Genomic DNA, 22,508 nt, shown 5'->3' with positions numbered 1-22,508 from the left:
GATTGTAGATAATATAGCACAAGCTCTACAAAGAGTTCTTGGCACCTCGTTATCAAAGAGGAACAGAGCAAAATGAACGTATTTGAGCATACAGTCTCCTACCGAACTCTACCAAATTGGGTAAGGTTTAGCAAACAAGAAACCGCAGTTAATGTCGCTACAAATTCTCAACCTTACGGTCAAAAGCCACACTTTGACCCCTTGCATCCGCTAAAAGAATGGCTTGATAACACTGCAATTAAAAGTCAAAAGTTGGCTCGGTTGCTGTGTAAATTTATTCCTAGCCAGTGTCCGTTTGAGCGAGAATTCAAACTTGGCGCTCGCACTTTATTATCCATTCCGCCGCTGTGCAAGTTAAATCCGCTTTACGAGCAAATCGTTGGGCTGCGCTTTCGTGCTTTGTGTTATTTGGCTGACGAGTGTGGCGAGGATGTGACTCCTTATTGTTAATTCTGCAAAAACTTAAATTTTTAACTGTCTTTTCACCCTCCCTTCTCCTTGTTGGGGAGGGTTTTTGTTTTGTGCGGGCTTTCAAGGATCTAAAGTGCGATCGATTTCTTGCTCGCCCAGTAAATCCGCTTTCAATCAATTCTTTTATTCCGTGATGGATAGTTATCTCAAGGGTGGTTGTTTGGGAGGTTTTCGTGGTTCGCCTCTTGCCTAACTTTATTGGGTTATCTCCCAAAATATGTACGGTTTTGCCCCCTCCACAGCGCTATGAGCTAGATACCATTAGACAAGTGTCAAGGACATCACCAATCTATGTAGGTTGAGCAGTGGAGTGAGGCAAACCGCAATTAAAGTTCAGGTTTATTCCCCACATTTTTTACCAAATTGATATATTAGTAATTGAGACCAATATTTAAGCGATTTCAAGAATATAACTAACACTAAATGTCAAAATCACGAACTCGGTAATTACCTGGTACAAATTATCAAATATTTCAAGGATATAACTAATACCAAGTGTTGAAAAAAACGTTTTTTGCCGTAATTATTGCGGTTTTATCTTTTATGGTTGCACTCATCCTATCAGCTCAAAGTTCTGAGGCTGTCAATGAACTATATGTATTTGGGGACAGTCTTTCGGATATGGGAATGGTATTTCGAGCGAGCGGGGGTCAATATCCGCCTCGTTCGACTTACTTTCAAGGGCGTTACTCGAATGGTAAAGTTTGGGTAGAGTATCTTGCCGATCGCCTAAATTTGCCGCCTACACGAGTTACTAATTTGGCTTATGGAGGTGCAACAACGGGGAGCGATCGCAATAGCCTTGTCCCTGGTTTGTTAGCGCAAGTTCAGTCATGGACTAACTCCCAAAAACAGGCAAATCCTCATGCGCTGTATGTACTGTGGGCGGGTGCAAATGATTATTTGCAGGGGGTAAATAATGCGAATCTTCCCGTTGAAAATGTGGCGAAGGCGATCGCGTCTCTTGCTGGTGTGGGTGCCAAAAATATCCTGCTGGCAAATTTACCAGATTTGGGGCAGTTACCGGCGACGCGAATAGGCGCTAGTTCTACAAGGCTCACTGCATTAACACAAGCACACAATCAAGGTTTGAGGCGAGCTGTTAAGGTATTAAATCAACAGCATTCAGACTTGAAAATCGCGACTTTGGATGCTAATGCACTTTATCGCGAAGCGATCGCAAACCCGGCTAAATATGGCTTGACTAATGTGACGAATGCGTGTTTATCGGGTGGAGGTGTTTGTGGTAGTCCCGATCGCTTTTTGTTTTGGGACGGCATTCATCCGACGACGGCCGCACACAAAATTTTGGGGGAAGCAGCCTCCGCGATTGTGCAGGAAAGCGGGATGATTAAATCTGAATTAGGGACGTTTCGGTAAACCATTTTTAGGCTTTCCGGGCGATCGCCACAAGATCGGGATACTTCCTTTTCGTAGAGGTTGACATGATTTTTTGCCTGAGAGCAAGATTGGCTCATCTGATATTGTAGAAATTTCTCTCGTGGGCGATCGCCCTTGGTTTGAAAAGGGCGATCGCTGCTGCCTCAGGTTAAACTGAATCTAGCGGTTGTCTTAAGCAAGGAAAAAATAGCCGTAATACCTATTCCCAGAAAAATTTGTTGACCAACTGAAAAATTTCTCTAAAATCGAACTGCAAGGAATCTTGAAATTTGCTGATTTTTTGGGATGCAGCGGAGAAAGCAGGAAGTAGCTTCACCCTCCGATGAAACTAGCAACAGCAAACCAGCAAATATGGATGAAGAGTGCGAGGTTCATTATGTTGGTGGAGTCTTAGTCGTCAAAGCATCATTAATAAAAAATCAAGAACTGATTAATTGGGATACAATTATTCCCGATATGCGCGAAGATGGAAAATATCTAATTGAAAAGACATGACTCAAAATAATTTACTGTCTCGCATCTCAATCGACTCGAATATCTGCTTTGGCAAACCGTGTATTCGCGGTCATCGAATCTGGGTTTCTCTGATTCTTGACTTTCTAGCTAGCGGCATGACTTTGGAAGAATTGCTTGAGGAATATCCGGGAATTGAACGAGAAGACATTTTGGCTTGTATTGCTTATGGGGCTGAGTTGGCAAGAGATTATTATGTCGAAATTCCTCTGGGTGAAAAAAAGGTAGTTTTAAAGTGAAGTTAAAACTTGATGAAAATTTGGGCAGCATCCGCGTTGTTTCGATGTTACGTTTGGCTGGCCATGATGTTGCGACTGTACGGGAACAAAATTTGAGTTCCACACCGGATGAATTATTAATTGATATATGTCGGAGGGAAGATAGATGTTTGGTGACTTTGGATAGGGGGTTTGGCAATCGCCTCCGCTACAATCCTTCTGATTATTCTGGGATTGTGTTACTGCGTCTACCTTCTCAAGCGCAACCGCAAGATTTGCCAGCGGCAGTAGAAATATTAATTCGCGGATTGGATGCGGCAGAAGTTGCGGGTAAATTGTGGATTATCCGAGGGGAACAGCTTTTGGAATATCAAGCAATATCGGAAGATGAATCTGACTAAATGCGGGCAGAAATAATGGATAAATTTATTCAAGAATAAACTTTTTATTGGATACATCCGTACAGCTAAACCTTTTTACCGAGGCTGTTTAGGTAGCATTGCCTTTTCCAACATTTCTGCGAAATATGCAATTAATAGGTATCCCGATCCGAAAGGTAAGGCTTTGATAATATCTCGGTCAATGCGATAAACTCTAGAACCAAGTCGGAGAATGACATCTCCATCTTCACGAGCTTTTATACGTTCCCTTAAACGTCGAATTTCCTCACTTATAGCACTTTCGCCAACCTGCTCATCTATTAAAATTAGTTCTCTATCGAGATTTTCGAGTTCAGCTAAAATCCTCACAGCATCACCCTCCAAGCTATCTATCCTATCCAAGGCTGCTTGTCGCCGCGACTCAATTTTTACAATTTCTGCAAGTCGTGAACGTTCTGCTTCGAGAACTTGGATCTTTTCCTCCTGAGTTTTAGCCTGCTCTATTAACCTTTCGATCTCGGGAACTTTAGCAAGCTGCTGTATAATTTTCCTATCAGAACGGCTAAATAATGCGTAATTAAATAAGTTTAGACCAACGGGGGCAGCAATAGCAGAGGCAATACCGAACCAAATTACAAAACGATTATCTTTTCCCGACAGAATGCCAAGATAAACGGTTCCGGTAATAAGAGCAGTTGCAATTAATGCTGAAATAATCTTCCTTATCAAAATCACTGAAGTAATTCCAAAATTAAGGGGTGAAAGAGATCTGTGCAAGATTTTATAGATCGGTAAGGGCATCCACAAGAGATGCCCTTACCGCAATCCAAACTACGCCCCGACAGATTCCTTCGCCGCGTACAGCACCTCAACGGTAATCTTATCAATCCCCCGATCGCGCGCAAACTTCTCAGTATTCCGCTTCACCTTACCCCGCACAAAGCCAGGGATTTTATTCAATTCTGCCTGTCCATCCTTCGTCCAACCCATATCAGAATCAGCCGAAATACCCTTCGTAATCACTTCCTTGGTATCGTGACCGCCGAAGATTTCCAGCAAGTGGTCTTCCATTCCCAAAGTGAAGGAATTGTAAACCAGATCTACGCACTGATTCGTGCCTTCATAACCCAAAAATGGCTTGTAGCCGATCGGGAAATTTTGGACGTGAATCGGTGCAGCAATTACCCCGCAGGGAATATCCAACCGCTTACCGACGTGGCGTTCCATTTGCGTGCCGAAAATTGCCGAAGGTTCGGCTTTGGCGATCGCATCTCCAATCGCCCCGTGATCGTCCGTAACGAGCACTTCATCGCAATACTCGCTAACCTCTTGCCGGAACCAGTCAGCGTCGTGTTTGCAGTAGGTTCCAGCCCACACAACGTGGATTCCCATCTCGCGAGCCAAAATCTTCGTCATCGCCGCAGCGTGCGTATTATCGCCAAATACGACGGCTTTTTTGCCAGTTAAGTTTTGGCAGTCGATCGATCGCGAAAACCAAGCAGCCTGCGACACAAACCGCGTTTGTTGGTCGATGAAATTTTCGTAATCAACATCAGCACCTTGCGCATTCAAAACTTGTTGGATCTTGCGAATGCAGCGCGCAGTTTCTACCACGCCCATCGGCGTAATATCCACCATCGGCGTGCCGAATTCTTTTTGCAAATACTCCCCGGCCATCATCCCCAATTCCCGATAAGGAACCAAGTTAAACCAAGCGCGCGGCAGTCTTTTTAAGTTGTGAACCGAAGCACCTTCGGGAATAACTTCGTTGACTTCAATGCCCAAATCTGCCATCAAACGCTTCAACTCGGTGCAGTCGTGCTGGTTGTGGAAACCCAGCGTAGACATACCGATAATGTTGACCGATGGTTTTTCGCTTTTGGCTTCTACTAAATCGCCTTTTTTGCGGGCTTTGTTAATGTAAAACTGGACGATTTGATCCAAAGTGCGATCGGCAGCTTGCAGTTCGTTGACGCGGTAATGGTTGACATCGGCTAGCAATACATCGCCTTTAGCATCCAATTGAGCTCGCTCCACGAAGTTTTCTAAGTCTTCTTGCAGAATGCTGGAGGTGCAAGTCGGGGTGAGCACGATTAAATCTGGGTGTTCTTCTCTGTCTTTGCGGGTGATGTTGTCCACCACCCGTTCCTGCGAGCCCCGCGCCAGTACGTGTCTGTCAACGACGCTGGTAGTCACCGGGGTGAAATCCCGTTCCCTCTCCAGCATGGAACGCATGACGTTAAAATAGTCGTCTCCAATGGGTGCGTGCATGATCGCATGGACGTTTTTGAAGGAAGTGGCGACGCGCAAAGTGCCGATGTGGGCTGGGCCTGCGTACATCCAATAAGCCAATTTCATAGGTATTTTTCCTGGTGCTGGTTGAGAATTGCCCGATCGGGCGATTACTGCTAAATTTTAAGGTTGTTTCTGATTTTCTCACCGGATGAATCCTTTAGAAATAGTAACTTTCTGAGGATTTACAGATTTGAGAACTGCTCAAACGCTTTGGCTGCTTGGGATTTAACTTGCAATTCCCACAACTTTACCTTTGTTTTATGGCAATAATTCTTAATTTATTGTCAAGTTTCGTTAATAAATCGGCAAATTTTATCAACGTAGGATACCCCTGGCGCAACTTACAGCTAGATTGCTGCCAGAATTTTCGCAAAATATATATTGACTTTTTAGCCAACTCAGAATAAAGTATTAATTAATCGACTATTTTCCCGGCATCAAAAGTTGCAAAGCGGGGGAGATATTGACGTAAAATCAATCCTTGACAAATCCCATGAAACTATCCAAAATAGACTTGAGCAACGTATTAGCAGTTGGTCACTCTAACGGCAAGCTAGGACTGTTAATCGAGCGGGGGGAAGAAGTCGAATTTATCGAAATTGTCGCTCCCGAAGCTGCAAAGGAAGGGCTGCAAATGGTTGATTTCATCGCGAATACAGATTCAACAGAACTCAGTGCTGGTATAGAATTAAAAGAAATTGCTTCAAGCCCAGAACCAATTGCGATGATGTCGGTAGATTCCGAAATGGCTAGATCGATCGGATACGACGAAGAGGAGCAAGTTTTGCAAATAGAATTTAGCAGCGGGTCAGTCTATCAATACAGCGATGTGGAACCCCAAATGTGGGAATCTCTACAAGATGCTGATTCTACAGGCAAATTTTTTAACTCCGAGATTAAAGGTTATTATTCGAGCCGGCGCGTTGATGACTAGCGTGTAGTTAGGAGTTGCACCTTTGCGCGGTTTGATTGAGGTGTGAGGCCTTCATTCAAGCAATCTCCTAAAAGCTGAGATTGTTTTTTTTGTCAGGCGTGCGATCGAGTCTCACAGTAAATCCTTGCACCAATCCTATATTTGTGCTTTTGTTTACGTAACTGCTGAAGTGACGAAACCCCGAAGGCGCTTTTGTCACCTCAGCAGTTCTTTGCTGTCAAGGCGTGTCTTCCCACACATCCCAAAAGATATCTCTTGAGCGATAATGAAGGATAACATAGGATTTACGAAAAGAAACCCGGCTTATACGAGAAAATCTTGGGTTCGTCAACGACTAGCAACGAAGAAACAGGGTTTCTAGCCCGCCGCGCGTAAGTCCTGTAACATTGACCAAGCACACCTAATTTGAGAGAACCCAACTATGATGGCAATTCCCGGCGTTGCAGTTCTCGCTCTCATTTATGAAAGCAGCACTTCCCTGGTTTACCGCGGCCACAACGAGCAGGACAACCAACCTGTTATTATCAAACTTATCAAAGAAGACTATCCGACTCCTGAAGAACTGAATAGATACAAGCGCGAATATGAAATTACTGCCAACTTAAACCTGCTGGACGGAGTTGTTAAAGTTTACAAGTTGCAGCAGGTTAGAAATAGTCTGGCAATGATCTTAGAAGATTTTGGGGGCGAATCTTTAAAAATCTTTATGGCTTCCCAAAAATTTACAATTTTAGGATTTCTGACTACTGCCATCAAAGTTGCTGAAACTTTGGGAGAGATTCATGGTAAAAATGTAATTCATAAAGATATCAACCCCTCTAATATAGTTTTTAATCCAGCTACAGGACAAGTTAAACTCATAGATTTCAGCATCTCAACTGCATCAAACCTGGAACACGTTCCGAATAAAAATCCTAATTTTTTAGAAGGCACTTTAGCCTATATGTCGCCGGAACAAACCGGCAGAATGAACCGGGTAATCGATTACCGCACCGACTTTTATTCCCTCGGCGTCACCTTCTATGAAATCCTGGCAGGACAGCTCCCTTTTCCCACTACAGATCCCATGGAGTTAGTTCACTGTCACATAGCCAAACAGCCAGTACCTCTCGCTGAAATAGCCCCAGAAATTCCTAAAGCTGTTTCAGATATTGTGATGAAATTGTTAGCAAAAACCGCTGAGGAGCGCTATCAAAGCGCTTGGGGACTAAAAGCCGATTTGGAATCCTGCTTGTTTCAGTGGCAAACATCTGGGGTTGTTTCCGAGTTTCCTCTCGGCAGCCAAGATATTTCCGACAAATTTCAAATACCTCAAAAACTTTACGGCAGACAGCGAGAAGTTGAAACTCTTTTAGCGGCATTTGAACGGGTAGCAGCAACAAATAATCGAACCCGCACCGAACAATCCCAAATTTCTGTCATCAAGAAAGAGAGCAAATCCAGGAAAGAAGTTTCCCTGTCAGTCTTATCGAGAGGACAGCATAAATCTCGCAGCGAGATGATGCTGATTGCTGGTTATTCCGGCATTGGCAAATCTGCAATGGTAAAGATTTTAGACAAACCTATTACCCGCAGGCGCGGCTATTTTATTGGGGGAAAGTTTGACCAGTACAAGCGAACTATTCCTTACTCTGCCGTTGTCAGCGCTTTTTCGGAATTGGTGCGACAACTCTTAACTGAAAGCGAGGCTCAATTAGCAGTTTGGCGCGAAAAACTCCGCAGTTCTTTTGGTCAAAATGGGCAAATTATTATTGATGTCCTTCCGGAAATTGAACTAATTGTCGGAGCTCAGTCTCCTGTAGCTGAATTGGGGCCGACGGAATCTCTGAACCGCTTTAATTTAGTCTTTCAAAACTTCATTCGCGTATTTTGCCAGCCCGAACATCCGCTGGTAATTTTTCTCGACGATTTGCAGTGGGCTGATTCTGCTACTCTCAAGTTGATCGAATTGATGATGACAGATGAAGCTACGCAATATCTGTTTTTAATTGGCGCTTATCGGGATAATGAAGTTAGTCCTACTCATCCTTTAATGATGACTGTGGAGACGCTGCGAAATCAGGAAGCTATCATTAATCAGATTGCTTTGTCGCCGCTGGGGGTGGAAAACATAACTCATTTGATTGCCGAGACTTTGCACAGCGATCGAGAATCTGTGAAACCCTTAGCTGAATTGGTAATCAGCAAAACCGACGGCAATCCTTTTTTTGTAAATCAATTCCTGCAAACATTGTATCAGGAAAACTTGCTAGTTTTTCACCAGCCACAGTCGGGGATCAAGGGCGGCTGGCATTGGGATATGAGTCAAATTGAGCAGTGCGCTATCACTGACAATGTAGTAGATTTGATGGTACAAAAATTGAGAAAACTGCCAAGTTCAACGCAGCAAGTTTTGCGTTTAGTGGCTTGTTTGGGCAACGAATTTGACTTAAATACTCTTTCTTTAATTCATGAAAAAGAAGCCTCTGAAACTTTTTCTCACCTGTTGCCGGCGATTAAGTCGGGACTGATTCTGCCAACTTCGGAATTGGAAAGCAAGTCATTAGATTACGTGCTATTTCCGCTTTTAATTCTGAATTATAAATTTTTGCACGATCGGGTACAGCAAGCAGCTTACGCTCTAATCGACGACTCGCAAAAAAAGGCAGTTCACCTGAAAATAGGCAGGCAAATCCTAGAAAACACTCCGGCTGAATATCGCGCTGACAGAATCTTTGAATTAGTCGATCACTTGAATGTAGCTCGATCGCTAATTAAAGACGATCGAGAATTAATTGAACTGGCAACGCTGAATTTAGACGCCGCCCGCAGAGCCAAAGATGCCACTGCTTATGTTGCTGCCTTGCAGTATTTGACCGCAGGCATGGACGGTTTGAGCGCCGATATTTGGGATGCCCACTACGATTTAGCCTTTGCCTTGCACATGGAACGGGCAAATGTTGAGTATTTAAACGGTTTTTTTGAGAAGTCTGAAGAATTTATTAATATAACTTTGGAAAAAGCGCGATCGGCCTTAGAAAAGGTAGAAATTTACAACCTGCTGATCGTCCAGTACACCCTGCGGGCGAAGTACGAAGAAGCCGTTAAAGCCGGAATCCAAGCTTTGGACTTGCTCGGAATTGACTTGCCGCTAGACGGGCTACAAAAAGTCATATCCGAAGAATTTGCAGCAGCCACGAATATTTTAGCTGGTAGAGAAATAGCTTCCCTGATAGACGCCCCGGAAATGACTGTACCAGACAAAAAAGTTGCAGTAAAATTAATTACAAACTTGCTCACATCGGCGTACCTCAAAAATCCCGACTTGTGGAAAGTCAGCGTTTTAAAAGGAGTCAATCTTTCTCTACAATACGGTTTAGTACCCGAAGCCTCTCTTTGCTATGCTGGCTACGGTATGTTCTTAAACGCAGTTTCGGGAGATTACAAAGCTGCGTATCAATTCGGCTTGCTCTCGCTGAATCTCAGCGAAAAATCTGGCAATATCGGCTTGAAGTGCAGAGCTTGTTCATCCCTGGTCAGTATTTTTTATTACTGGTTCAACCACATCAAAGATTCCCACGCGATCAGCAATGAAGGATATCAAGCAGCTTTAGAATCAGGAGATTTAGAGTATGCGGGTTATATCCTGTCCAACCGCATAGCTAACTCATTTTTTCAAGGTAAAGAAATCTCGCAAATTCTGGCCGACACAAGCAGGTATTTGCAGTTCAGCCAAAAAACCAAAAATCAGCTCGTAACCGATATATTATTAGGGGTAGAGTTAATCCTGCGCAACTTGAGCAAACTAACTTCTGAAAAGTTTGTATTTGAAAGCGAAGATATCAGCGAAGCTGAATACGTCAACAACTGTAAAGCTCATCAAAATTTGTACTCGCTCTGCCTTTATCAGATTCGGAAATGCCAGGTAATGTACTGGTACGGCAACTTCAACGAAGCACTAGAACTAGCTTTTGAAGTAGAAAAACAGCTATCTTTTATTACCGGAGCCATACCAGCTACAGAATGGAATTTTTTCTTTTCTCTAGTTTTAGCAGCCGTTTTCCCAAATGTTTCCGAAGACAAGCAAAAGGAATACTTGGAAAAGTTAGAAGCCAACCAAAAACAGATGAAAATTTGGGCAGACAACTGTGCCGAAAATTTTCTGCACAAGTACCTTTTAGTACAAGCAGAAATAGCCAGAATTTCCAAGAAAGATTCAGAAGCTGTAGAGCTGTACGATTTCTCTATAAGTTTAGCCCAAGACAATGAGTTTGTCCAAAATGAAGCGCTGGCTAATGAACTAGCAGCTAAGTTTTGGTTGAGTAAAGGCAAGTATCAATATGCCAAAATCCACTTGCGCGAAGCTCACTCGTGCTACTTGCGCTGGGGTGCAGTCCGCAAAGTAGAAGATTTAGAACAGAAGTATCCGCAGTTGCGGGAAATGACGCCGCTCAACGGAAGTTTTAACAACAATCAAACTACAACAACTATTCATACTTCTACTGGCAGCGATGCGAGAGTGCTGGATTTAGCAACGGTAATGAAAGCATCTCTGGCAATTTCTAGCGAAATTGTCCTCGATAAATTGCTGGCTTCTTTGATGAGAATATCCTTGGAAAATGCGGGTGCTCAATTAGGTTTTCTGATATTAGTCAGAGATGGTCAACTGTTGATTTTAGCTAAAGCGTCAGTATTTTCTGAAGATGTAGCCGTGCTGCAATTTACGCCTGTTGAAGGCTATCAGGATTTACCTGTGACGGTGATTAATTATGTGGAAAGGACTCGCTCGGATTTGGTGTTGAGCAATGCGGCGGCTGAGGGACTATTTACAGGCGATCCTTACGTCGCCAAACACCAACTGCAATCTATTTTGTGTACTCCCATCATCAATCAAGGCAAACTGATCGGCATTCTTTATTTAGAAAACAATTTAACTGTCGGGGCATTTACTCCCCACAGATTGGAAGTTTTAAGGTTGCTTTCTTCCCAAGTTGCTATTTCTTTGGAGAATGCTCTGCTTTACAATTCGGTGGAACAGAAAGTGCAAGAGCGGACGCAGGAGTTAAATGAAAAGAACGAGCGTTTAGAACAAACTTTGCGCGAGCTTAAACTAACTCAAGCTCAATTAATCCAAACGGAAAAAATGTCGAGTTTGGGGCAAATGGTGGCTGGTGTAGCTCACGAAATTAATAATCCTGTAAGTTTCATCTACGGCAATCTCAATCCGGCTAGCGAATACGTTAAAGACTTGCTAAAATTGATTGAGCTTTACCAGCAGCACTATCCCGAACCGGCTGATGAAATCCTAGAGGAAATAGAAACAATTGAGCTGGAATTTTTGAGCGAAGATTTGCAAAAGCTGCTGGATTCTATGAAAGTAGGAGCGGAAAGAATCCGGGATATTGTGCTGAGCTTGCGGAATTTCTCGCGCCTCGACGAAGCGCAAATGAAGTCGGTAGATATCCATCAAGGCATCGACAGTACGGTGATGTTGCTGCAACCGCGCCTGAGAAAAGAGGGCGGGCGTTTGGGAATTGAGGTGATTAAAAATTACAGCACGCTACCACTAATTACTTGTTATGCGTCTCAGTTGAATCAGGTATTTATGAATATTTTGACAAATGCGATCGATGCTCTCCTCATAGCAAGAGATTGCCCGGAAAACTCTCAGAACCAGCCTGCTATTACGATTTCTACAGAGGTGACAGACAGGAATTCTGCTAGAATTAGAATTGCTGACAACGGCCCTGGAATGAGCACTGAGGTGCTGCACAAGATATTCGATCCGTTTTTTACAACTAAGCCAGTGGGTTCGGGAACTGGTTTAGGATTGTCTATTTCGCACTCGATTGTGGTTAGTTCTCACGGCGGAAAGTTGACTTGCGTGTCTGCACCGAGAGAGGGGAGCGAGTTTATTATTGAAATTCCGATCGCCCCCAGGCAAGTTTTGTAATCGGCGCGACTATCAACCCAAATCCCCAAATCAATTCCAATTAGCAACCCTTAACAATCCGACCACGGATTGCGTTTACTAAACTTTGAATTCGCACTGTTAACTCGGCTAAAACTCTGCATTAAAGCCGATCGCTCTGGTTTCGACAAAAGCGCGATCGCCCTTTTTCAGCCGCAATGAGGACTTTCGATCGCGACGAGGTGGCAATGCTCTGGCAAAGCATAAAAAATCTTATTTTTTTACTTAAAAAAGTTAATATTGTGTGTATAAACATGATGGAAGTGTATAGTAGAACACACTAAAAGAAAAGTAATTTTCGAGCATGAACATACGTCACTTCGCCAAAACTAAGGCGATCGGATTGCAGCTCATACTGATCGTCCCATTTGCTTTGCAAATCTTTGGAGCGGTCGGTCTGGTGGGATATTTGTCGTTCAAAAATGGACAAAAAGCCGTAAACGACCTGGCGGCTCAGTTGATGCATCGAACCAGCATTTCGGTGAATCAACATCTGGAGGCTTATTTATCTATTCCGCATCAAGTGATTAAGATTAACGCCGATGCGATTCGGATGGGATTGCTAGATGTGCGCGATCGCCAAACCGTCGGTAAGTATTTTTGGCACCAAATGCAGGCTTATGACCTGACTTACATCGGCATCGGACTGACGACTGGTTATGGGGCCGGAGCCGCACGCTACGACGGCAAAACCGTCGTGATCGATGATTGGAGTCCCAAACCTCTAAACAATCTCCAAACCTACGCCACCGATGACCGGGGTAATCGTACCCGTATCGTTAGTGTCACTAATTGGAGTAGCTTTACTGAAACCTGGTACGCCGAACCCGTGCGAGCAGGTAAACCTCTTTGGTCGCGGATCTATACCTGGAATTATCCCGGTCATCCTTATATTGTTGCCTCGGCGGGTCGCCCCATCTATGACACAAATAATCGCTTGCTAGGAATGGTTGGAGTCGATATCCATCTGTTGAAACTGAGCCATTTCTTACGGAATATAGATGTCAGTAGCTCAGGGCAGGTTTTCATCATTGAGCGCAATGGGCTGTTGATCGCAAATTCTGGAAAAGAACAGCCCTTTACCACCGTCAAAGACGAGATTCGGCGTTTGAAGGCGATCGACAGTCCCAATCCCATAGTGCAGGGAATTGCCAAACAAATCCAGCAACGCTTCAAAGGGTTTCAATCTATTTCTAAAGACACCAATCTCCGACTTGATTTTCAGAGAGAACTCTACTATGTGCAACTCACTCCCTGGCGCGACCAATATGGATTGGATTGGTTAGTGGTGGTGAGTGTGCCAGAAAGCGAATTCATGGCACAGATTGATGCCAACACCCGCACCACAATCTTGCTCTGCTTAGCAGCATTGGGGGTAGCTTGTGGGATGGGCGTTCTCACCTCCGGCTGGATTGCGCGTCCGATTCTGCGACTGAATCGGGCGAGTGAGGCAATAACATCTGGCAACTTCGACCAAGCTGTAGAAGACAGCCGTATTCAAGAACTCAACGCCCTTGCCAACTCCTTTAACCACATGGCAAGACAACTGCGCGAATCGTTTACCGCCTTAGAAAAAAGTAATGCAGAATTAGAAGACCGGGTGGAAGACCGCACCGTTGAACTCAAAAACGCCCTAAGCCAGTTGCAACGCACCCAATCACAGATAATTCAAAGCGAAAAAATGTCTAGTTTGGGGCAACTGGTTGCTGGAGTCGCCCACGAAATTAACAACCCGGTCAACTTCATTCACGGCAACCTCGTCCATACACAGCAATACGCCCAAGATTTGTTGAAGTTCGTGCAGCTTTATCAACAGCACTATCCTAACCCTGCTGACGAAATTCAAATCGCAGCCGAAGAAATCGACCTGGAGTTCTTGCAAGAAGACCTGCCCAAAATGCTGTCTTCGATGAAAATGGGTACGGATCGCATCCGCCAAATTGTCCTGTCGTTGCGGAACTTTTCGCGGATGGACGAAGCAGAGTTTAAACCAGTGGATATCCATGAGGGTATTAACAGCACCCTACTGATTTTGCAACACCGCCTCAAAAATAGACCGGAACGACCGTCTATTGAGGTGATTCAAGACTACGGTTCTCTACCCCTGGTGGAATGCTACGCGGGACAACTCAATCAGGTGTTTATGAATATTCTCACCAATGCGATCGATGCTTTAGAAGATGGCAATGCTAGTCGAACGTTTCAGGATATCCAGGCAAATCCCAATCAAATTAAAATTATGACTTCAGTGGTTGATGGCCACTGGGTGCAAATTGCGATCGCAGATAACGGGCCTGGTATTCCCCAAGACATTCAGCAACAGATATTCAATCCCTTCTTCACCACGAAACCGATTGGAAAAGGCACAGGGATGGGAATGTCTATCAGCTATCAAATTGTCACGGAAAAACATAACGGTAAACTGGAGTGCTTCTCTACTCCTGGTGAGGGAACCGAGTTTGTGATTCAAATTCCCATCCGCTAACACGTCAGCGAAGCTATGTAAGGCCAAGTATCAGCCGTTATTAAACCATTTGACTAAATGCCTGTCACATATAGTCCTGAACGCAGAAACCGAGTTTTCTAACCCCCATACTTCGTTCAAACCTTGAATAAGACTTAAAAACCCGATTGCTGTCGGAGCGCGGAGCTTCCTGACATATAAACTCTTAATAACAAAATCTAAACCCGTCACTTTAGTTGAGATTTTATGTTTTAACTCACATCTTGCAGCATTCTCAATAACAGGCTTTCCGGCCTCTCCTTAAGAATGAATTTCTTGTGGGGTGGGCAGGAGAACCCGCCCAGAAAAGCCTTAGGTCGAATGGTGCAACATCTCTGTTTTAACCTAATGTGGAGTTGACTACTTTATATGAAGGTTCAATTTCTCATTTATCAATCAATATCGTTCAGTCCTTGCCGTGTTGGGGTTTGGTTTTTGCCTTTTTGAACGCAGAGAAACTTTCGCTGACTCCAAGGAAGTTAAAAGCTAAAGAGCTTGTCGCTGAGCCTCCAATAATTCCTGAATCCCAGTTTCTGCCATATCCAAAATTTGATTTAACTGACTCCGGCTGAAACTTCCTGCTTCCGCAGTTCCCTGAATTTCGATGATGTTCAAATCTCCATTCATTACCACATTGCAATCAATTTCAGCCGCCACATCTTCAAGATAATTCAAATCTAAAAACGGCTCGCCTTCCAAAAGCCCCACAGACACGGCAGCCACTTGACGAATAATGGGCGATCGCACTAAATCACCTTTTTGCACCAACTTGTTCAAAGCATCAGCCACAGCCACAAACCCGCCAGTAATTGAAGTCGTGCGAGTCCCAGCGTCCGCTTGCAAAACATCCGCATCCACAAGTATTGTGCGTTCGCCCAATAGTTGCATATCCAAGCACGATCGCAAACTGCGCCCAATCAACCGCTGAATTTCTTGAGTGCGTCCCGATAATTTCATAAATTCCCGCTCTTGGCGCTGCGGCGTAGATCCTGGCAACATTCGGTATTCCGCTGTTAGCCAACCTTGTCCGGTATTCTCCAAAAATCTCGGCACTCCAGGCTTGATTGTAACGCTGCAAAGTACCTGAGTATCGCCACTTTTTGCTAGCACCGAGCCGCTAGCAAATTTGGTAAACTCTCGATCGAAACTAATCGGACGAAGTTGATTTGGTTGTCGGCCGTCGGGACGCTGGAAAGACATAATATTTAGGTGATTCGTAATGGATAATTGGGAATTAAAAATTGCAATTGGGCATTAATATTCCGGCTTTGTTTGATTCCTTACATATGCAGTTATTCAATCTAAAATCTAAAATCTAAAATCTAAAATGGTATGACTATTAGCCCTTAGCCTCGATCAATTTGAGAAGATCCTGCTGGACTTGTTCAGGGGATTGGTCGCCATTGACAGTTAACAGTTTGTTGCGGTGTTCGTAATACTCTAAAAGAGGAATAGTTCGTTCGTGGAACACATCGAGCCGACGCTGTAAAATTTCAGGGTGGTCATCCGCTCGATCGCGCTCGATCGATCGCCTCAGCAAAACCTCGATCGGCACTTTCAACCAAATCGCCCAATCTAGCTGCTGAGCCAAATCGTTCAGCAAAAAATCTAACTCCTCAGCTTGAAAAGCCGTTCGCGGATATCCCTCCAACACCCACCCATTAAAGACATCCCACAGCAGCAGCCGGCGACCGATAAATTTAATCAAAATTTCATCGGGAACTAGCTCCCCTTTTTCCACATAAGGCACCGCGAACTTGCCCAAGTCTGTTTCACCTGCGATTTCCGCGCGGAGAATATCCCCTACTGCAAGCAAAGGAATGCTCACATTGCTGCACAGTTTTTCAGCCTGCGTTCCCTTCCCCGCTCCAGGCCCTCCCAGAATCACCAATCTCACAGTGCTTGCTCCTAGTGCCGCGACATTCAAATTCTACGCGATGTGTAGCTTTTCTTAACAGTCCTGGACTTCCCAAGACTTTCATCGCCTTGCTTTTTCACCGTCTAACTATCTAACTAGGGCGCTCCCCGCCGTATTTTGGTAAAAAAAATCGGTTTTTGCGTAAGTGCTAATTGAGTTCAAAAATCGAACAAACGACTGCGAATGCCACTGCCGCTAGCTTTTGACAACTTGTATATCTAGTGTTCGATCGGATATGCACTCGGCCCAGTACACTATATATTGTCAAGCAGGCTTCAGCCGCGCCAAGGTCGGAGCTGCACTCAAGACTTAGTTGCTGATTAAATATTGCCCTATGGTTGCTCAGTTACAAACCCCTAAACTCAATTTAACCCACAGCTTGCCCTACACAGTTCAAGGGCTGGTGCAAGTTTTTACAGGCCCGCACCGCTGCTTTTTTACCAGTGTCATGGCTCAAGCCCTCAGAATTGCAGGACAGGGAGCTCCGGTGCTGGCGGTGCAGTTTCTCAAAGGGGGAATTAATCAAGGGCATCAGCATCCGGTGCGGCTGGGGCAAAATTTAGATTGGGTGCGCTGCGATTTGCCCCGCTGCATTGACCAGGCAGATTTAGATGAGCTTGAGACGCGATCGATCGAACAATTGTGGCAGTACGTTCAAAATGCGGTGCGCGAAGGCCGTTATGCGCTAGTTATTCTCGATGAATTGAGTTTAGCGGTTAATTTGGGCTTGATTCCCGAAGCAGAAGTGGTGGCATTGATTGACAACAAGCCACATCATTTGGATATGATTTTTACCGGGCCATCCATGCCCCAAACAATTTTGGATGTTGCCGACCAAATTACTGAAATTCGCCGCAGTTAATGACAATAATTCAACTTGCGATCGCCTTTTTAGCGGTCGCATTTTTTATGTAAACAAAAGGCGATCGCTTAGCTCAAAGAGCGATCGCACGCTTATCAATTTAGCAACAACATTACGCTTGAACTACCGGATCGAACACAACACTCAATCGATCCGCCGGAACCATCCGCTTGAGAATTTTCAAATGACCGTCTGCATCAGACCAATTGCGAAACTCACCCACAACCACCTTTTCCACATTCGGAAGCGAGCGAACTACAGTCCACGGCTTGAGACGTTTTTCTGGCAACATAATTATATCTCCTTGGTAAATTGGAGCCAAAGCCAGTCAACGATACTTATTCAGGGCCTAGGCCTGGCTTTTGACTTTCTAAACTTGCCCTTCTCTCAAAACATAGCACAAAAAAAATGGTTTGTAATTATATCTTTTTTTCCGCTTTTTTTATACCTATTTTCTAGAGAACATATGATTAAACTCAAAACTTGTTAAATCTTTAATTCGCAACTCAAAACTATTTAATTACTAACACTTCCACTTCGCTAGCGTGCAGCGTGACTAATAACTTCTGCCTTCTGCCTTCTGCTTTCTACCTTCCTTCTACAAATCCCGCCGCGACAGCAGAAACCAGATCCCGCCCAAACCCAAAACACCGCACAAAACCCCGCCTTCCCACCCAAAAACAGTCCCCCCCGGCAAATGTCCAGGCTTTGCCTTAGAAGTAAAATTCAGCTCCGAATAGTATACCCACTGGCTGTTAACCCGCCAGCCCACTCGATCGCCAAACTTCTCCCAAACTGTAGCATCATAAACACCAGCTTTTCCCCCCGACTTTACCCACAAAGCCTTTTGCACAGAAAAACCGAATCTGCGGTGACTGTGCCGCACCCACAGTCGATCGATAGTCTGCAAATCCTTAGCTGGAAACTTCCTAATATCTTCCTCGCTCAAATAACCCCGTGAAACTTGCTCCATCACCTCCAGCATTTTCACAGAAGTTTCCTCATCAGCACCCCGCCAATTTTTAGCAGCCAGCAGCCTTGCCAAGTGAGAATAATCAATACCTTTTTCCGACTCTAAATTCTCAGAAACTACCGGATACTCAGCCACAGGTTGAGTCGGTACAGAAGGACTAAGAACAGTTGCCTGCTGCAACTTTTCCAGCGCTGGCACAACAATAACAGGAGGTTTTAAAGCCTCCAAAACTTCCACAGCAGATTTGTAGCGGTCTTTAACATATTCCTGAATCAACTTATCCAAAACCTGACCTAAATCCTGGCTAATTAGTGTTCCTTTTGGTAAAGCCTCCCTCCAAAGCCAGCGGCCTTCAAGCGGGTCGTAAAGGTCATCGTGAATGTCCCCGTAGATGTCGAGATAAGGCATAACAGAAGTCAGCAACCGAATGCAAGTCACGCCCAAACTGTAAAGGTCGCTAGCAGGAACAGCCCTACCGTGACGCTGTTCTAGAGCCGCGTAGCCGGGAGTTCCCAACTTAGTTCCTGTTTTCGCCGGAGCAGCAGCTACTACCTGTTTGGAAACCCCAAAATCTATCAGCACTAACTTACGATCGCGAGATCGGCGGATCACATTCTCAGGCTTAATATCGCGGTGAATTACATTCCTCTCGTGAACAAACTTCAATAAAGGCAACAAATCTAACAGCAGTTCGCTAGTTTTACTTTCGCTATAAGCACCGTACTTGTCTAATTCATCCTTTAAATTATTGCCATCAATAAACTCTTGCACCAAATACAAGCGACCATCTTCCTCAAAATAAGAAATTAACTGAGGAATTTGCGGGTGCTTCAGTTCGTATAACCGCCTTGCCTCTTGTTCAAACAGTCGAACATATTTTTTAAAATGAGCGGGCTTCCGCTGGAACTCTTGAGGGGGCGACAACTGTTTGATCACGCACAATTCTTCAAATTTTCCATGATTGACAGCTCGGAAAGTCCTGCCAAATCCCCCGTCGCGCAGCGGTTCAGTTGCTGCATAAAGGTCTTTTAACAGCAGCTTTGAACCACAATTAAGACAATACTTTGTGCCTGGTGGGTTCTGACGCTTGTCTCTTGGGCAATCGAGATTAAGGCAGTATGTCATATATAAAAAAAATGCGAACAAAATTATACTCAGGGTTTTATATTATTCAAGAGTCCGATCGCGAGCTGGTTGTTGTAGAGGCTAGACCTCGAACCTTACGGAGGCAGCAGCCACCTTCGCGATCGGAGGGGGCGTTCTCGCCCGACTGCCCCTGAGCAAGTATAACTCTCTTGAGGGTTTGACCTCAAACTCGAAGCCCAAATCTAACCTTAGACTTCGATCCGTGCAATACATTTGATTTAGCGGTCAAATAGCCAGCAGATTAAACAGAAATAGTAATTTATTACCAGCCCAGTTAGCTCTGCAACGCCGAAAAAAAACTTAGGATTCCGCCTGAGATATAATTTTATTGCCAGAGAGAAGCAGACTAACGGGAGCCACAGCTTCCGTCAAGTTCGATCGACTTTAATATTTTACCAGTATATTTTTTTACCTAAACAGGCAAAATCAACAATTCAAAATTCCCCAACAAACGCACGTTAAAATAAATACTAGCTTCCTCGATCGCAATCCGAGCGGAACCAGACAATTAGCCAGGTTTCCCTGTTTCCTTTTTTCAGCTATTACCAGTTACATCTATTTCGATCTGTCTACTTAATTAGGAACCGCCAGTGACACCAAAACTACAGCCCTCTCCAACTCCAAACTCCCACAAAAAATCACCAAAAGTACCCTGGTTCGAGCGGTTCATGGCACTGGTCGCCCTAGGAAATTTAAGCCTAGTAATATTTGACTTAAGTTACGTACCCGGGCGAGATTTCTACTTCCGGCAACTGCCAGCTCTCACTCAAGTATACGACCCATTTAAAGGAATTAAACCCCACCGAGACACCCAGCAATATCTAGAAACCTTAGAAGAATTAAAAATTCAAGTAGTGCAAACAGGCTTGCCCTCCCCCCAAGTAGCAGCTAAATTGCAGGAAATAAACAATCTGAGCGCGAAAATGATCGACGAAGATCCCTTTCGAGTAGCATCAAAAAGCGGCACCCTAGAAAAAATAAAAGACCGGATGCGCGATCGCGCCCCGAATCCGCAAGACTCGGCTAAACAATCATTCCAAACATTCTGGAGCCCTGACTATTTAAACAAACAAGGCTGGCAAAAAGAAATCAACTGGTTTGACACCAAAATTAAGCCATTAATCGCCACCAACTATTACCGCGAGATTGGAGAAAACGGCGAATTTACCGATAACTTCTGGCAAATCGACCTGCCATTTATTGCCATATTCGCGATCGAATTTCTAGCCCGTACCTACTCGATCAGCCGCCGCCACCGCAGCGTCACTTGGCGAGCAGCCATGCTCTGGCGATGGTACGACATCTTCCTGCTCCTCCCATTCTGGCGCCTGTTGCGAGTATTACCCGTCACAATTCGCATTCACCAAGCCAAAATGCCGGATCTCCAACCCATACGCACCCAAATCAGCCGAGGTTTCGTCGCCAACTTCGCCCAAGAATTGACAGAAGTAGTAGTAATTCAACTCATCAACCAGATGCAACAATCAATTACCACAGGCGAACTAGCTCGTCAACTCTTTAAATCCCCAAAACATCGCTATCTCGACATCAACAATATCAATGAAATAGAAGCGATCGCCACCCATCTAGTGCAAATAACGGTCTACAAAGTCCTCCCTCAACTCCAGCCAGACCTAGAAGCCCTCCTCCGGTACAATATTGAAAGCTTCCTCAAACAATCCCCCCTCTATCAAGGATGGAAGCAAGTACCCGGCTTGGGAAACCTGCCCGAACAGCTAGCACAGCAATTAGTTGCAGAACTCTCAAAATTAGTCACTCTCGGCCCCCAAGATGCCTACGAAGCCTTCAAAATCGCCAGCGAAGACCCCGTAAGCATCAAACTCTCAAGCCAGCTAGTCCAACATTTCGGGCAAGCTTTAGGAACCGAACTGCAACAGCAGCACACCTGGCAAGAAATACAACTGCTGCTGTGCGACTTCCTAGAAGAGTTCAAAATCAACTACATTCAGCGATTGAGCGAAGAAGACTTCGAGAAAATTTTAGAACAAGCCAAAGAACTGCAACGAATAGCCCCGCGTTAGGGCGTGTCATAACTCGGAAGTCCCCAAACTGTTCGGGCAAGTCTCCCCACAGAATGCCCGATCCGTAGCGGTACAACACCGCTTCCACGAACAACCGATTGTAGGCAGGCTGTCGCACACAAATAACCTTCACGTCCCAACAAATCTTTGATCCTTTCCCACTGTTCGTCCCGTAGGGCAAAACGGCGGCTTGTCCTGGCGATCGACTCCTTCTAGTCGGCTGTATCTCTACTTGACCTTCCTTTACATCAACTGATGACAAACCCTAGCCTTTAGGATTTGAAGAACCTTAAAATCATTGCCCGCCATGTGTTCACCTATAATACCAACCAAATTCACTATTAAGCTTAGATAGTTTCCCAGAATTACAAGAATAGCCCTAACTCCTATCCTGTGTCATAATCCCCTCTGCTGCACCGCTTTACTTATTTTTTTCCTCCCCAATTAGCAATTAGCAATTACCCTGCTGTAACTCCTGCAAATAAAACTTGCTGGAATTGTAAAGGTTCACGTGCGATCGGCATTGTCTACGAGAGTCATCTGCAGGGTTGTGCATCAAATCTTCAGCGCAGTAGTTAGTTAGACGGCCGTTAGGGTTCTCAGCGGCCTGGTGTGCCATGTTTTTAGCCAGAGGGATCATTTTTTTTAGACGTATATTATATCAATATATTATATGTAAGTTTGATGAAATTACACTTTTGGCAGCCCATCTGTAAAGTAAAGTTAAAAACTACTACAAATAGCTCTAAGCCCAGTAATCTATTAAATAGGATTGCTAACTGCTTTCCTAAAAGCCAAAATTTTTTACAAATGCTAGAAAAAAAATCAGGCGCGTCAGCATCTTTAGTCAGCTATAATTATAACTATATTATAGAAAACACGTAAGTAGCCATGCTTGTTAA

Annotated in this window: 16 protein-coding genes and 1 pseudogene; 10 read left to right on the top strand and 7 right to left on the bottom strand. The window is 44.5% G+C overall.

All coding sequences use genetic code 11. From position 1 onward, the window contains the following. Nucleotides 1-72 precede the first annotated feature (72 nt). From QUA20_RS20335 to QUA20_RS20315, 5 genes are all read left to right on the top strand, one after another. A complete protein-coding gene (locus QUA20_RS20335) occupies nt 73-450 on the top strand; it encodes a Mo-dependent nitrogenase C-terminal domain-containing protein (protein ID WP_333190862.1) in 378 nt (125 codons plus the stop codon). A 564-nt stretch (nt 451-1,014) separates the two neighbouring features. Continuing rightward, on the top strand, nt 1,015-1,851 hold the full coding sequence (locus QUA20_RS20330) for an SGNH/GDSL hydrolase family protein (protein ID WP_333190861.1): 837 nt from the start codon (nt 1,015-1,017) through the stop codon (nt 1,849-1,851). A 306-nt stretch (nt 1,852-2,157) separates the two neighbouring features. Then, nucleotides 2,158-2,367 carry a hypothetical protein gene (locus QUA20_RS20325; protein WP_333190860.1) on the top strand — a complete coding sequence of 70 codons (210 nt, stop codon included), beginning with the start codon at nt 2,158-2,160 and terminating at the stop codon, nt 2,365-2,367. Further along, nucleotides 2,364-2,624, top strand: coding sequence for a DUF433 domain-containing protein (locus QUA20_RS20320; RefSeq protein WP_332981292.1), 261 nt, complete (start codon nt 2,364-2,366; stop codon nt 2,622-2,624). Before QUA20_RS20325 ends, QUA20_RS20320 begins: the two co-directional genes overlap by 4 nt. Beyond that, a complete protein-coding gene (locus QUA20_RS20315; RefSeq protein WP_333190859.1) occupies nt 2,621-3,004 on the top strand; it encodes a DUF5615 family PIN-like protein in 384 nt (127 codons plus the stop codon). The genes QUA20_RS20320 and QUA20_RS20315 overlap by 4 nt, the downstream gene beginning before the upstream one ends. A 75-nt stretch (nt 3,005-3,079) precedes the next feature. Here QUA20_RS20315 and QUA20_RS20310 read toward each other — a convergent pair whose 3' ends face one another. Further along, nucleotides 3,080-3,760, bottom strand: a complete 681-nt coding sequence (locus QUA20_RS20310; protein WP_333190858.1) for a hypothetical protein — start codon at nt 3,758-3,760, stop codon at nt 3,080-3,082. A gap of 54 nt (nt 3,761-3,814) precedes the next feature. Then, on the bottom strand, nt 3,815-5,341 hold the full coding sequence (gene bchB, locus QUA20_RS20305; protein ID WP_333190857.1) for a ferredoxin:protochlorophyllide reductase (ATP-dependent) subunit B: 1,527 nt from the start codon (nt 5,339-5,341) through the stop codon (nt 3,815-3,817). A gap of 430 nt (nt 5,342-5,771) precedes the next feature. Between bchB and QUA20_RS20300 the strand changes: the two genes are divergently transcribed. The 3 genes from QUA20_RS20300 to QUA20_RS20290 all read left to right on the top strand — a co-directional run bounded on the left by QUA20_RS20300 (nt 5,772) and on the right by QUA20_RS20290 (nt 14,647). Beyond that, nucleotides 5,772-6,212, top strand: coding sequence for a KTSC domain-containing protein (locus QUA20_RS20300; RefSeq protein WP_172189928.1), 441 nt, complete (start codon nt 5,772-5,774; stop codon nt 6,210-6,212). A gap of 421 nt (nt 6,213-6,633) precedes the next feature. Further along, a complete protein-coding gene (locus QUA20_RS20295) occupies nt 6,634-12,144 on the top strand; it encodes an AAA family ATPase (RefSeq protein WP_333190856.1) in 5,511 nt (1,836 codons plus the stop codon). Between the two features lie 322 nt (nt 12,145-12,466). Then, entirely contained in the window at nt 12,467-14,647 is a 2,181-nt protein-coding gene (locus QUA20_RS20290) for an ATP-binding protein (protein ID WP_333190855.1), read from the top strand. A 504-nt stretch (nt 14,648-15,151) separates the two neighbouring features. Here the strand turns inward: QUA20_RS20290 and rph are convergent. Together rph and QUA20_RS20280 are read right to left on the bottom strand one after the other, a co-directional pair. Further along, nucleotides 15,152-15,865, bottom strand: coding sequence for a ribonuclease PH (rph, locus tag QUA20_RS20285; RefSeq protein ID WP_333190854.1), 714 nt, complete (start codon nt 15,863-15,865; stop codon nt 15,152-15,154). Nucleotides 15,866-16,004: 139 nt separating this feature from the next. Further along, nucleotides 16,005-16,562, bottom strand: a complete 558-nt coding sequence (locus tag QUA20_RS20280) for a nucleoside monophosphate kinase (RefSeq protein ID WP_333190853.1) — start codon at nt 16,560-16,562, stop codon at nt 16,005-16,007. A gap of 355 nt (nt 16,563-16,917) precedes the next feature. Between QUA20_RS20280 and QUA20_RS20275 the strand changes: the two genes are divergently transcribed. After that, a complete protein-coding gene (locus QUA20_RS20275) occupies nt 16,918-17,445 on the top strand; it encodes a P-loop NTPase family protein (RefSeq protein WP_333190852.1) in 528 nt (175 codons plus the stop codon). Between the two features lie 112 nt (nt 17,446-17,557). Here the strand turns inward: QUA20_RS20275 and QUA20_RS20270 are convergent, their stop codons facing one another. Together QUA20_RS20270 and QUA20_RS20265 are read right to left on the bottom strand one after the other, a co-directional pair. Then, entirely contained in the window at nt 17,558-17,737 is a 180-nt protein-coding gene (locus QUA20_RS20270) for a hypothetical protein (protein WP_333190851.1), read from the bottom strand. A gap of 306 nt (nt 17,738-18,043) precedes the next feature. Further along, nucleotides 18,044-19,543 (bottom strand): GUN4 domain-containing protein, encoded by a 1,500-nt coding sequence (locus tag QUA20_RS20265; RefSeq protein WP_333190850.1) that lies wholly within the window; start codon nt 19,541-19,543, stop codon nt 18,044-18,046. Nucleotides 19,544-20,154: 611 nt separating this feature from the next. Between QUA20_RS20265 and QUA20_RS20260 the strand changes: the two genes are divergently transcribed. After that, entirely contained in the window at nt 20,155-21,606 is a 1,452-nt protein-coding gene (locus tag QUA20_RS20260; protein ID WP_333190849.1) for a hypothetical protein, read from the top strand. A gap of 13 nt (nt 21,607-21,619) precedes the next feature. On the opposite strand, the pseudogene QUA20_RS20255 reads toward QUA20_RS20260, so the two are convergent. Beyond that, nucleotides 21,620-21,809, bottom strand: a pseudogene (locus QUA20_RS20255) (transposase); the annotation flags it as partial. Nucleotides 21,810-22,508: the final 699 nt, after the last annotated feature.

It is taken from the genome of Microcoleus sp. Pol7_A1, assembly GCF_036701085.1.
GTDB lineage: Bacteria > Cyanobacteriota > Cyanobacteriia > Cyanobacteriales > Microcoleaceae > Microcoleus > Microcoleus asticus.
This window is presented reverse-complemented; position numbering and strand designations above follow the sequence as displayed.

Bases quoted from the DNA above. Each gene is read 5' to 3' on its own strand.
- QUA20_RS20300 (WP_172189928.1), top strand. From the start codon at position 5,772: ATGAAACTATCCAAAATAGACTTGAGCAACGTATTAGCAGTTGGTCAC.
- QUA20_RS20275 (WP_333190852.1), top strand. From the start codon at position 16,918: ATGGTTGCTCAGTTACAAACCCCTAAACTCAATTTAACCCACAGCTTG.
- QUA20_RS20335 (WP_333190862.1), top strand. From the start codon at position 73: ATGAACGTATTTGAGCATACAGTCTCCTACCGAACTCTACCAAATTGG.
- QUA20_RS20290 (WP_333190855.1), top strand. From the start codon at position 12,467: ATGAACATACGTCACTTCGCCAAAACTAAGGCGATCGGATTGCAGCTC.
- rph (WP_333190854.1), bottom strand. From the start codon at position 15,865: ATGTCTTTCCAGCGTCCCGACGGCCGACAACCAAATCAACTTCGTCCG.
- QUA20_RS20270 (WP_333190851.1), bottom strand. From the start codon at position 17,737: ATGTTGCCAGAAAAACGTCTCAAGCCGTGGACTGTAGTTCGCTCGCTT.
- QUA20_RS20320 (WP_332981292.1), top strand. From the start codon at position 2,364: ATGACTCAAAATAATTTACTGTCTCGCATCTCAATCGACTCGAATATC.
- QUA20_RS20330 (WP_333190861.1), top strand. From the start codon at position 1,015: ATGGTTGCACTCATCCTATCAGCTCAAAGTTCTGAGGCTGTCAATGAA.
- QUA20_RS20265 (WP_333190850.1), bottom strand. From the start codon at position 19,543: ATGACATACTGCCTTAATCTCGATTGCCCAAGAGACAAGCGTCAGAAC.
- bchB (WP_333190857.1), bottom strand. From the start codon at position 5,341: ATGAAATTGGCTTATTGGATGTACGCAGGCCCAGCCCACATCGGCACT.
- QUA20_RS20295 (WP_333190856.1), top strand. From the start codon at position 6,634: ATGATGGCAATTCCCGGCGTTGCAGTTCTCGCTCTCATTTATGAAAGC.
- QUA20_RS20325 (WP_333190860.1), top strand. From the start codon at position 2,158: ATGCAGCGGAGAAAGCAGGAAGTAGCTTCACCCTCCGATGAAACTAGC.